10 protein-coding genes and 1 pseudogene are annotated in these 10,622 nt (G+C 66.7%); 4 read left to right on the forward strand and 7 right to left on the reverse strand.

What is annotated here, in order from left to right; all coding sequences use genetic code 11:
* From CF70_RS37775 to CF70_RS13990, 5 genes and pseudogenes are all read right to left on the reverse strand, one after another.
* A pseudogene (locus CF70_RS37775) lies at nucleotides 1-141 on the reverse strand (glycosyl transferase family 2); the annotation flags it as partial.
* Between the two features lie 42 nt (nucleotides 142-183).
* A complete protein-coding gene (locus CF70_RS13975; RefSeq protein WP_081862170.1) occupies nucleotides 184-1,152 on the reverse strand; it encodes an aminomethyltransferase in 969 nt (322 codons plus the stop codon).
* 107 nt (nucleotides 1,153-1,259) lie between these two features.
* On the reverse strand, nucleotides 1,260-2,639 hold the full coding sequence (locus CF70_RS13980) for an amino acid permease (RefSeq protein WP_035865356.1): 1,380 nt from the start codon (nucleotides 2,637-2,639) through the stop codon (nucleotides 1,260-1,262).
* Between the two features lie 384 nt (nucleotides 2,640-3,023).
* The gene (locus CF70_RS13985) at nucleotides 3,024-3,854 is read right to left on the reverse strand and encodes a helix-turn-helix transcriptional regulator (RefSeq protein WP_051648410.1); all 831 of its coding nucleotides are present in this window, start codon (nucleotides 3,852-3,854) and stop codon (nucleotides 3,024-3,026) included.
* Entirely contained in the window at nucleotides 3,838-4,782 is a 945-nt protein-coding gene (locus CF70_RS13990; RefSeq protein WP_051648413.1) for a DMT family transporter, read from the reverse strand. The genes CF70_RS13985 and CF70_RS13990 overlap by 17 nt, the downstream gene beginning before the upstream one ends.
* A gap of 259 nt (nucleotides 4,783-5,041) precedes the next feature.
* On the opposite strand from CF70_RS13990, the gene surE reads away from it, so the two are divergent.
* Nucleotides 5,042-5,812 carry a 5'/3'-nucleotidase SurE gene (gene surE, locus CF70_RS13995; protein ID WP_035865358.1) on the forward strand — a complete coding sequence of 257 codons (771 nt, stop codon included), beginning with the start codon at nucleotides 5,042-5,044 and terminating at the stop codon, nucleotides 5,810-5,812.
* 132 nt (nucleotides 5,813-5,944) lie between these two features.
* Here the strand turns inward: surE and CF70_RS14000 are convergent, their stop codons facing one another.
* Nucleotides 5,945-6,790, reverse strand: a complete 846-nt coding sequence (locus tag CF70_RS14000) for a fumarylacetoacetate hydrolase family protein (protein ID WP_035865359.1) — start codon at nucleotides 6,788-6,790, stop codon at nucleotides 5,945-5,947.
* A gap of 149 nt (nucleotides 6,791-6,939) precedes the next feature.
* Between CF70_RS14000 and CF70_RS14005 the strand changes: the two genes are divergently transcribed.
* The 3 genes from CF70_RS14005 (at nucleotide 6,940) to CF70_RS14020 (ending at nucleotide 10,239) form a co-directional block, all read left to right on the forward strand.
* The gene (locus tag CF70_RS14005; RefSeq protein ID WP_051648427.1) at nucleotides 6,940-7,647 is read left to right on the forward strand and encodes a GntR family transcriptional regulator; all 708 of its coding nucleotides are present in this window, start codon (nucleotides 6,940-6,942) and stop codon (nucleotides 7,645-7,647) included.
* Nucleotides 7,648-7,969: 322 nt separating this feature from the next.
* Nucleotides 7,970-8,884 carry a LysR family transcriptional regulator gene (locus tag CF70_RS14015; protein WP_035865365.1) on the forward strand — a complete coding sequence of 305 codons (915 nt, stop codon included), beginning with the start codon at nucleotides 7,970-7,972 and terminating at the stop codon, nucleotides 8,882-8,884.
* Nucleotides 8,885-9,159: 275 nt separating this feature from the next.
* Nucleotides 9,160-10,239 carry a porin gene (locus CF70_RS14020; protein ID WP_035865368.1) on the forward strand — a complete coding sequence of 360 codons (1,080 nt, stop codon included), beginning with the start codon at nucleotides 9,160-9,162 and terminating at the stop codon, nucleotides 10,237-10,239.
* Nucleotides 10,240-10,313: 74 nt separating this feature from the next.
* On the opposite strand, the gene CF70_RS34885 is transcribed toward CF70_RS14020, so the two are convergent.
* Nucleotides 10,314-10,622, reverse strand: a 309-nt coding sequence (locus CF70_RS34885; protein WP_414629449.1) for a monooxygenase family protein, incomplete at its 5' end; no start/stop codon positions are given.

The raw sequence follows: 10,622 nt of genomic DNA on the forward strand, positions 1-10,622 counted from the left end.
GCGTGCCGGGATGATGGCGACCACTTCCGGCCATTGCGCCGGGGCGGGCGCGGGGCCGGGCTTGCGCACCCGCCAGAAGCCGGCGCGGCCAGCCAGCAGCACGCACCAGATGGCGAGCGGGATCAGGGACAACAGGAACATCTCAAAAGGCTCCAGAACAGCTTCAGGTGGGTCAAGGTGCGCTCAGCGCAGAAAGCGGCGGGCAAGCCGGGCCAGCTTGGGAACGATCTCCGGCCGCAACAGGCGCGGATCGTAACCCGCCATGCGGCGTTCGTTCTCGGCCAGGCAAAGATCGATCATCTCGCGCGCGGACAAGGTCTCGGCGATCGCTGCCGTACTGTTCATCGGGAAATTGGCGTCCTTGGCCACGCCATCGGCATCGATGCCGCGCGCAATGCCAACGCGCTCCCAGATCAGGAAGGCCCACACCCGCATCACCTTGAGCGCATACAGCGGGCGCCGCCACCAGGGCAGGTTGCGGCGGTACCAGGCGGCCCAGTTGACGAAAAACAGGATGTGCCGGCCTTCCTCCTGGATGACGGGTTCGAAGGTTTCAACCAGTTCGGCGGGAAAGAAGCCCGAGCGCCTGGCCGCGGCGAACAGCCCGAACGCGGCAAAGCTGTCGATACACTCGCTGTAGCCGGTCACCAGCCAGCCCCATTCGGCGTCGGCGGGGGGCAGGTACTCGGGTTCGGGCGCCAGCGCGATGCCATACGCTTCGACCAGCTTCGACAGCACCACCTTGTGCCGCGCCTCCTCGGCGCCGTCCATCTCAAGCGCGCTGCGCAGCAGCGGCTCGGCCACGGTATTGGCGAAGGACTGCACACGGATGGACGCGCGTCCCTCGGTCTGCACCGCGATATCCCAGATCGGCAGGGACGTCACCCGGTGCAAGGCGTCGGGGTCGAGGCTCGGCCAGTCGATGACGGCCGGTTTATAGGGGTTGTGGGTTTGCAGCAGCATGTTGCAGAACATGCGCAAGTGCTGGGGCGAGCCGATGCGGACCGGCCCGGGTTCGGGATCGGTCCAGTTGCGCATGGCATGGTCGGCCTGGTCGATCGCGGCCTTCGCGATGGTCGCTGCGACGGCGGTTGCGCGCGCTTCGGCGCTCGGCTCTTCGGATCTGCTGGGCGCCGCAAGTGCGTCTGACATCCTGCTCCCCCTGGCTGTGGATGGTTTGGGGGTCATTCTAGCTTGGCCGACGCGCCCGCGCGTGCCGGACTAGCATCACGGCGCGGCGGGCGGGGAGAGGGCAGGCCCTAGCCCTGGTACTGCACCGGCGAACGGGACTGCATGCCCAGCCGGTAATACAGCAAGGTCAGCAGGATCAGCCAGGCCGGGCCCACGTACAGCGCGATGCGCGTATCCGGGAAGTACGCCATCAGCGCGACCACCAGCCCCAGGAAGGCCAGCGCCACCCAGGAGCCATAGGGCCAGAACGGCATGCGGAAGGCGAGCTTGCTGCGTTCCGCCGTGGACAGGCCGCGGCGGAAGTTCATCTGCGTGACCAGGATCACGGCCCAGGTCCAGATGGCGCCGAAGGTGGAGATCGAGGTGACCCAGACGAACACCTTCTCGGGGACCAGGTAGTTCAGCAGCACGCCGCACAACAATGCGGCAATCGAAACGAGCAGGGCGCGGCGCGGCACGCCGTTGCGGTCCGTCACGGCAAAGGCGCGCGGCGCCTGGCCTTGCTGTGCCAGGTTGTAGAGCATGCGGCCCGTGCTGAAGATGCCGCCGTTGCAGGAGGACAGCGCGGCGGTCAGCACCACGAAGTTGATGATGCCGGCGGCGGTCTTGATGCCAAGGCGTTCGAACGTCATCACGAAGGGGCTGCCCTGCGTGCCGATTTCATTCCAGGGGTAGATGGCGAGGATCACGAACAGCGCGCCCACGTAGAAGATCAGGATGCGCCAAAACACCGAGTTGATGGCGCCTGGGATCGATTTCCGCGGGTTTTTCGCCTCACCGGCGGTCAGGCCGATCATCTCCACGCCGAGGTAGGCGAACATCACCATCTGCAGCGACATCAGCACGCCGGAAGCGCCGTTCGGCATGAAGCCGCCATGGGTCCACAGGCTGGAAATGCCGATCGCCACGCCGCCATTGCCAAAGCCAGCCACGATCATGCCGGTGCCGCCGATCAGCATCAGCACGATGGTGACGATCTTGATCATGGCGAACCAGAACTCGAATTCGCCGTAGGCCTTGACCGCCAGCAGGTTGACCGAGCCCATTGCGGCCAGCGCCGCCAGCGCCCAGATCCAGCGGGGCATGTCGGGGAACCAGATGCCCATATAGATGGCGACAGCGGTGATTTCGGCGATGCAGGTCACCAGCCACAGGAACCAGTAGTTCCAGCCCGTCAGGTAGCCGGCCAGCGGCCCCATATAGTCCTGCGCGTAGCGGCAGAAGGAACCTGCCACCGGGTTGTGCACGGCCATTTCGCCGAGCGCGCGCATGATCAGGAAGATCATGGCGCCGCCGATGATATAGGCCAGCATGATGGCCGGGCCGGCCATCTTGATGGCGCTCGCCGAGCCCAGGAACAGGCCCACGCCAATGGCCGAGCCCAGCGCCATCAGCCGGATCTGGCGTTCGCCAAGGCCGCGGTGCAGCGCTTCTCCGTTTTCACTCATCTGTTGTCTCCGATCGGTAATTGTCCGGAATCGCCCCTTTTGGGGGCGGTCCGGGTGCTCCTCCTGGCTTCCGTGGACAAGTCGCGCAGATGATGCGGACAAGGCCGGCACCGCATCTTTATAGGGCATGCCTGGTGGGCATGTCCTACTGAAAACTGGCCTTCTGGCGCAATTGTTTGTCTTTAAAGACAAAGGTTGGCCGGAAAGCAAGCAGTCCGATGGGGTGCTATTGGGCGGAAGTGGCGAGCAGATTAAAGACAATCGACCAGCATTTGTTTTTGAAATTTATATGAATAGCAGGAAAAAATGCTGCAATAGCGCCGGCGGGGTGGAAGTGCGGCGCGGCCGGGACACATCCTGTGGGGTCGCGCGGCGGCGGAGCGGCTAGTGGCGGCGCGATGCGCGGGCGGCGATACGCTCGGGCCCGAGGCCGGCGCGCCATGCGCCCGGCGGCATGCCAAAGCGCTGGGTGAAGCTGCGGGTAAAGGTGGTCTGGTCGGGAAAACCGAGCGTCAGCGAGATATCCGCCAGCGCCTGGCTCCGGTCGGCCAGCAGGCGCGTGGCCTGGTCCAGTCGCATGCGTGTCTGGTAACGATGCGGCGTATCGCCGAAGGCGTCGCAGAACAGGGTGTGGAAGCGCCTTACGCTCCAGCCGAAATGTGCCGCAAGCTGGCTGGCGCGCACAGGTGCCTCCAGATGCTGGCGCAGGTAGGCGTCGATTTCCGCCAGGGGGAAACGCGCCGGCCGGGCACGGCCATCCACGCCGAGCGCTTGCGCGAGGTCGGAGGCAAGCGTGGCCGCCAGCTGCCAGTGATGCTGGCGCGAGCCGGCCTGGCTCCTGCCTTGCTGCTGCATGGCCACGCGCCGCACGCCGGCGCTCCAGGCGCCGGTGACGGCAAACGCCCTCACACGGTCCGTCAGTGCCGCCGGCAACGCGAGCGAACCGGGCGGAACGTCGAGCACCAGTTGCCGGTTGTCCCCCAGCCCGAGGAAATCGTGGCACTCGCCGGCAGGTACGATCAGCCCGCTACGGGGATCGAGCCGGTGCAGGTGCCCGCCGATTTCCAGCTCGCAGGCACCGTCCAGGCCGAACAGTACCTGGTAATAGTCATGGCGATGCCGCTCCGGCTCCGGCTGGTAGACGCGGGTCTCCACCAGCGGAGCCGGCAGGCTCGCCGGTATCGCCGGCAAGGCGCGCTTATCGGGCGGCGACATGGCCGGTTTTCCCAATGGCGTCGCCGCGCTTGCCGCCCTGGCCGGTCTGGCACAGCCAGACCCCAAGTCCGGCAACGATCAGGCCCAGCAATTGCAGGGGTCCGAGCCGGTCGCCAAACAGCCCCCAGGCCTGCAACGCGGCCAGCGGCGGAGCGAGGAACATCAGCGAGGCCGCCGTGGCGGCCTGGCCGCGCCGGACGATGCGCAGCAACAGGTAGGTGCCCAGGCCCGACAGCACCAGGGTGGCCCACGCCAGCGCAGACCACAGCGCCAGGCCCGGCTGCCAGTGCGTCTCGCCCAGCATCCAGGCCAGCGCGCCGGCCACCAGTGCGCCGCCCACGTTTTGCCACGCCGAGCTGGCACGCAGGTCGGCGGCGGCAATCGAGGTTTTTTGCAGGATCGTGCCCATGGTGATGGAGAAGATGGAAAGCACCGCCACCAGCACCACCCACGGCGAAACCGGGCCGGGCGCGCTGGCCAGGGTGGCCGGGGCCACTACCAATACTACGCCCAGCGAGCCCAGCGCAAGTCCGCCCCAGCCCCGGCGGGACGGGAATTCTCCCAGCAGCGGGATCGCCAGCAGCGCCGTCAGCAGCGGCTGCAAGGCGCCGAGCAAGGCCATGGCCGATGGTGCCAGGCCATGCGCAATGGCCCAGTAACCGCCACCCAGGTAGCTGCCGTGCAACAGGCCGCCGGCCAGCAGGTGTTTCGGCACCTCGCGCAGCGCCGGCCAGCGCGCGCCGCCGGCCAGGGCTACGCCGGCGAACAGCAGGGCCGCCAGCGAGAAGCGGGCCAGCAGGAAGAGGCTGGGCTGCACCACCGGCACGATCGCACGGCCCACGATGAAGCCGGTCGACCAGATCAGCACGAAGGCGAGGCTGGACAGCCATATGGCGCTGGGGGGAACGGTGTGACGGGGTGACGGCATGGCGAATTGGGGGTTTGCGCGTGCGCGGCGCGGGCAGGGCGGACAACAATGGGCTGCAGGTTAGTAGCCGGATACCGTGCTGTCTTGGCGAATCCGGCAACGCGCGCCGCTGTGCGGCCGACCAGCCTCGGCTTCGGTTTATAGTTGGTCTTCGCCCCGGCCGGCCACATCATGGCCGTTGCGACGCCTTGCGCTGCGCCTGACGCTGTTTCCCGCGCAAGGCAGCCCGTGATTCGTCAATCTACAGCCCCCTTTATCCATGTCCGAACTCTTGCTGGAACGCGTACTCCTTACGAACGATGACGGTATCGACGCCCCCGGCCTGGCCGTGCTCGAGGCCGTGGCCGCCACGCTGGCGCGCGAGGTCTGGGTGGTCGCGCCCGAGCACGACCAGAGCGGGACCTCGCACTCGCTGAGCCTGCACTCGCCGTTGCGCATCAGCCAGCAGGGCGAACGCCGCTTCGGCGTGTCCGGCACGCCGGGCGACTGTGTCGTCATGGCCGCGCGGCACCTGATGGCCGATGCCCCGCCGAGCCTGGTCCTGTCGGGCATCAACCGCGGCGCCAACCTTGGGCTCGAAACCGTGTTCTCAGGCACCGTAGGCGCCGCCATGACCGGCGTATTGCTGGGCATCCCGGCGATCGCGCTGAGCCAGGCCTTTACCGATCGCAACGCGGTGCGCTGGGAAACGGCGGGCGAGCTGGCCCCTGGGGTGATCCGCCGCCTGCTTGCGGCAGGCTGGAACCAGCAGGCCTGCCTGAACGTCAACTTCCCCGATGTGGCACCCGAGTCGGCCGGCCCGCTGACGGTGACGCGCCAGGGCGTCGGCCTGGTCAAGGATCTCGCCGTCAGGGCGCATGTCGATCCGCGCGGGATCCCGTATCACTGGCTGCAGTTCTCCCGTGCCCCCCGCCCGGACGCCGACGACAGCGAGGCCGTCGTGATCGGCCGGGGCGGCATCTCGGTCACGCCGCTGCGCTTCGAGCGCACCGACGAGGAGGCGGCGGCGGAACTGGCCGGGCGCTTGTGATGGCGCCGGGCCTTGATCGCTGGACCCAGGTGCAGGCCGCGACGTTCGGATAGCCCCGCCCGGCGATGGCGGGGGCGGCCTTCAGCGCGGGGCCCGCTGCAGGGCGCCGAACGCGAGTCGCCGGCGCGCGCGTCAGGGCTCGTCCACGACAGGGTTGGAAAGCACGCCGATGCCATCGATCTCAATCTCGATCTTGTCGCCGGGCTTCATGAACACTGGCGGCGTGCGCGGATAGCCCACGCCGGCCGGCGTGCCCATGGCGATCACGTCGCCCGGCTCCAGGGTCAGGCATTCCGTCAGCAGGGCAATGGTTTCCGCCACGTCCCAGATCATGTGCCCGGTGTTGGAATCCTGCATGACCTGCCCGTTCAGGCGGGACTGGATGCGCAGGCCGGCGGCGCCCGCCGGCAATGCGTCCGGTGTCACGATCCACGGCCCGAACGCCCCGGTGGCATCGAAATTCTTGCCGATCGTCCACTGCGCCGTCTTGCGCTGGTAATCGCGCAGGGACGCATCGTTGAAGCAGGCGTATCCGGCCACGCAGTTCAGCGCATCGGCGCGGCTGGCATGCCGCACCCGCTTGCCGATGACGACCGCGAGTTCCGCTTCATAGTCGAGTTTGTCCGAGCAGCGCGGGCGCTGGATCGGGGCTTCCGCCGCCAGCAGGGACGTGGCGCCGCGGAAGAAAAAGGCCGGGTATTCCGGTTTCGCATTCCCGCCTTCCGCGGCGTGATCGTAGTAATTCAGGCCAAGGCAGATGATCTTGCCCGGCCTTGCCAGCGGGGTCAGCAGCCGCACCGCGGCAAGCGGCAGGCGCCTTGCTCCCGCCAGGGATTCGGACAGGCGGCCTCGCGCCGCATCGGGCAGCTCGAACCACTCGCTCCAGTCCGCGACACCCGCCACGGTCTCGACGATCTCCGCGCCGTCCACCACCCCGAGGCAGATCTTCCCCTCGAATTCATATCTTGCCAGCCGCATCGCACACTCCATCCAGGTTTCGAACATCGTAAAATATCGATATTTAGTAGTATGCTATTTAATATCGATATTTTTTGAGATTAGGGTTTACATCAGGGCTGCACGTACCGGCGCGTGACGAAAATCGATAAAATCTCCCGATGCGCACCATGCCACCGTCACTTCCCGAAACCGCAGCCACCGCAGCCAGGACGCCGGCCGTCACGGTTGCCAGCTCCGTCTATGAACGATTGCGGGATGACCTCCTCACGGGCGGCATCGAGCCGGGTGTCAAGCTGCGTATCGAAACCATCTGCGAGCGCTACGCCGCCGGCAACACGCCAGTGCGCGAAGCGCTGAGCCGGCTGGCCGCGGAAGGGCTGGTAGTGCGCCACGACCAGCGCGGCTTCACGGCCGCTCCGGTGGACCTCGACGAGCTCGAAGCGCTCACGCGCACCCGCGCCGACATCGACCAGATGGCGCTGAAAGACGCGATGGCGCATCCGTCCACGCAATGGGAAGAGCAGATCGTGCTGGCCTTGCACCGGCTCTCGCGAACCCCGCGCTCGGCACAGGACGATACCTACGTGCCCAACCGGGAGTGGGAGCGGCTGCACCGCGAGTTCCATCGCAGCCTGATCGCGAATTGCCGCTCCCGCTGGCTCCGGCAGTTCAGCGAGGAGCTTGCCGACCAGGCCTATCGATACAGGCAATGCTCGATCCGCAATGCCTATGGCGTGCGGGATGTGCATGCGGAGCATGCGGCTGTGGCTGAGGCGGTATTGGCTGGGGATGTTGAGCTGGCAGCGTCATTGCTGACGCGGCACTACTGGCAGACGGCGGAATTTATTCAGGCGGCTGCCGGGCGGGATGACTAGACGGTGCTTTAGCAGTGCTTTAGCGGTGGCGGAGCCTGTGCCTGCCAGTATCGAAACCCCCGAGGGACCGAGCGTCGCTGAGGGGGATATCTGCCAGTATTTGCACAGACAGAAGCAAGGGCGCCTCGAGCAGGAGTTCTTGCCGGCCTAACCGGTCGCCGCGGCCCTGTGTGTGTGGCGCGGTGGAGCGCCGGGTTGACGCCTGCGCGGCCAGTTCAAGCCGCTCCCGAAAATAGCCCTTCGGCAAACGGCCGTCTTGCGGCACTGCGTTGCTCGTTTGATAATTTCGCCTGCCCAGGCAATTTCATCAAACCGGTTTTGAATGTACTCCCTAGACGACCTGCGACTTTTTGTCCGCACCGCCGAACTTGAAAACCTCTCCGCCGCCGCCCGCGAGCTGGGCCGTACCGCAGCCACGGCCAGTGCGGCGTTGATCCGGCTTGAGCAGCGCCTGAGCGCGCGCTTGTTTGCCCGCACCACCCGCCGCATGCGCCTGACCGAGGAGGGGCGCGTGTTCCTGGAGGCAGCACGCAAGGCACTGGCGGCGTTGGAGGAGGGCGAGGGCGCGCTGGCGGAACAGCGGGAGGAACTCGCCGGGCCGCTGCGATTGTCGGCGCCGGCGGACCTCGGGCGCACCTTGCTGCGAGGCTGGCTCGACGATTTCCTGCTGGCGCATCCGCAGCTTTCGCTTGCGTTGTCCATCGGCGATACGCTCGCCGATCTTTATCGCAGCAACGTCGACCTGGCCGTGCGGGTGGGCTGGCTGGAGGATTCGGGGCTGGTGCGCCGGCAGCTTGCCTTGACGCGGCGCGTTGCGGTGGCCGCGCCTGCGTATCTCAAGCGCTGCGGTACACCGGCTTCGCCCGACGCGCTGGCGCAGCACCAGATGCTGTGCCTGGCACCGGGCGGCCAGGCGCCCATGCGCTGGCCGTTCCGTTCGCGCCAGACGAGGGTGGAGGTGGAAGCCAACGGGCGGCGCACCAGCGATGATGGCGCCGTGGTGCGCGACTGGGCCCTGGCAGGCCACGGCATCGCGTTCAAAAGCTGGTTCGATGTGGCGGCCGATGTCAGTGCCGGCCGCCTGGTGCTCCTGTTTCCCGACTGGTACCAGGACAGCGTGCCGCTGCAACTGGTGTTCCTGCAAAGCCGGTTTCCGTCTTACCGGCAGCGCCGCCTGATCGAGTTCCTGCAGGCCCGCTTCGCCGCGTTCGACGCCGATTACCCCTTCCCTGCCTAGCCCGCGGCGACACGCTTCGCGCGCAACGGGCGCGCAACCACTTACATCATGGCGTGCCATACCCGGCCGGTTGCGTGCTTGCGCCTGTCTGCGCCCGCTCTCGCTCTCGCCTGAATGACATCAATACAAGACATTCAGCAATGAGACATATGGATTTCATATAAGACATGGACAATGCGTCTCACCGCCACGGGTGCGGTTCATGGCGTTTCCCGCATGGTTGCCCGCGGCCGGTGGCAGACCGCCTCATCCATCCATAAGACAGAGAAAATCCAGTGAAGAAAGCTCTCCTTGCAATGACTGCCGCAGCAGCTGCTGCAGCTTCCGGCGCAGCGTTCGCCCAAACCGCGTCCGGCGTCACGCTGTACGGCATCGCCGACGTCGGCATTGAAGTCATCAACCACATGCCTGCCGCCGGCTCCGCGGGCGGCACGGTCACGCGCATGAACTCCGGCAACTTGTCCGGCTCGCGCTGGGGCCTGCGCGGCACCGAAGACCTGGGCGGCGGCCTGAAGGGTATCTTCGTGCTGGAAAGCGGCTTCGATATCGACTCCGGCACGTCCGGCCAGGGCAACCGCCTGTTTGGCCGCCAGTCTTATGTCGGCCTGCAGGGCAATTTCGGCGCCGTCACGCTGGGCCGCCAGCAGAACTCGCTGTATGACCTGTTCGGTGCCTATGATCCGATGGCCGTCGGCCCGCGTTACGCGCTCAACAGCGTCGATTCGCAGTTCAACGGCCGTGCCGACAACGCCATCAAGTACACCGGCAAGTTCGGCGGCCTGACCGCTACCGGCTTCTACAGCACCGGGCGCGATGCCACCGTGGCCAACGGCGGCGAAGTGCCGGGCGAAAGCAAGGTCGGCCGCAACTACGGTGCCGGCCTGGCCTACGCGGCGGGTGGCTTCTCGGTCGGCACCGCCTATGACCAGTTCCAGGGTTCTTCCGTCGCATTGAAGGATCGCAGCGCCAAGCGCGCCGCCATTGGCGCGGCTTATGCCTTTGGCGATGCCAAGGTGTTTGCCGGCTATCGCTGGCTGCGTGACGATGGCACGGCAAGCGCCACGGCCGCCGTCACCCGCAGCAATGTGTACTGGACCGGCGCGCAGTACAAATTCACCCCCGCCTTGCAGCTGACGGGCGCGGCCTACTACACCGACATGAAGGACAGCGACGCGGATCCATGGATGTTCGTGCTGTCGGCCGACTACTCGCTTTCGAAGCGCACCGACGCCTACCTGAACGTGGGTTATGTGAAGAACAAGTCCGGCTCCACGCTGGGCCTGAACGGCAGCGGCACGGCATTGCCGGGCGCGAACCAGACCGGCGCCACCGTCGGCATGCGTCACCGCTTCTGAGCGGAGCGCATTCGCGGTTGCCGGGGGCGCCGCGCTGACCGGCGGCTCCTTCCAGGGGAGGAAGCCGCCAATCATCATATCGGCCTTGCCTTGCCGCGAGGATCGTTGGGCCGGTTGATCGACCGGCCTTTTTTCTCTGCTTCGCCGAATCGGGTGAAGTGCTGAAGGCTGCCGTCGCCGTAGACGCGCTCCACCCTGGACACCACGACGTGATAGCCGTCATACCATTTGCGGTACTGGCGCTTCGCGTCCAGGTGCCTCGGGTCGGTGGCGAAGGCCCGCAGGGCTTCCTGGTCCCGCCAGTAGTAGCTGGCGTTGGCCAGCTTGCCGTCCGGCGAGCGCCATGACTCGGCGCCCAGAAACCCGGGGCTGGCGGCCGCCCC

The organism is Cupriavidus sp. SK-3 (genome assembly GCF_000611145.1).
In the GTDB taxonomy this organism is placed as follows: Bacteria; Pseudomonadota; Gammaproteobacteria; order Burkholderiales; family Burkholderiaceae; genus Cupriavidus.

Bases quoted from the DNA above. Each gene is read 5' to 3' on its own strand.
- CF70_RS13975 (WP_081862170.1), bottom strand. From the start codon at position 1,152: ATGTCAGACGCACTTGCGGCGCCCAGCAGATCCGAAGAGCCGAGCGCC.
- CF70_RS14005 (WP_051648427.1), top strand. From the start codon at position 6,940: ATGCCACCGTCACTTCCCGAAACCGCAGCCACCGCAGCCAGGACGCCG.
- CF70_RS14015 (WP_035865365.1), top strand. From the start codon at position 7,970: ATGTACTCCCTAGACGACCTGCGACTTTTTGTCCGCACCGCCGAACTT.
- CF70_RS13990 (WP_051648413.1), bottom strand. From the start codon at position 4,782: ATGCCGTCACCCCGTCACACCGTTCCCCCCAGCGCCATATGGCTGTCC.
- CF70_RS14000 (WP_035865359.1), bottom strand. From the start codon at position 6,790: ATGCGGCTGGCAAGATATGAATTCGAGGGGAAGATCTGCCTCGGGGTG.
- surE (WP_035865358.1), top strand. From the start codon at position 5,042: ATGTCCGAACTCTTGCTGGAACGCGTACTCCTTACGAACGATGACGGT.
- CF70_RS13980 (WP_035865356.1), bottom strand. From the start codon at position 2,639: ATGAGTGAAAACGGAGAAGCGCTGCACCGCGGCCTTGGCGAACGCCAG.
- CF70_RS13985 (WP_051648410.1), bottom strand. From the start codon at position 3,854: ATGTCGCCGCCCGATAAGCGCGCCTTGCCGGCGATACCGGCGAGCCTG.